The sequence below is a fragment of the Anaerococcus tetradius ATCC 35098 genome (genome assembly GCF_000159095.1).
In the GTDB taxonomy this organism is placed as follows: Bacteria; Bacillota; Clostridia; order Tissierellales; family Peptoniphilaceae; genus Anaerococcus; species Anaerococcus tetradius.
In genome coordinates, this window is the sequence record NZ_GG666386.1 from 1 (window position 1) to 241 (window position 241).

A 241-nucleotide genomic window follows, 5' to 3' on the forward strand; every position below is an offset into this window, starting at 1 on the left:
AGGTGTTCCATGACCAAGGCAACCACCCAGAAGGCCACCGAGCAGTTCGAGGGCCTGTTCGTCGCGCCGGCCCGCGCCTATGGCTCCCTGACGCTCGAGTACTACGAGAAGCTGATGGCCGCCCAGATGGAAGCGGCCCGGACCTATACCGACCTCGGCCTGGCTCAGGCGCGCGTCTGGGTCGACGCCCGCGACGTCGAGGGCTTCAAGAAGGCCATGGAGGGCCAGCAGAAGGCGGCCC

The 241-nt window shown here is 67.6% G+C and carries 1 protein-coding gene; it reads left to right on the plus strand.

The features are described from left to right. Positions 1-9 precede the first annotated feature (9 nt). The coding region (locus HMPREF0077_RS10580) for a phasin family protein (protein ID WP_211204699.1) at positions 10-241 on the plus strand (232 nt) is incomplete at its 3' end.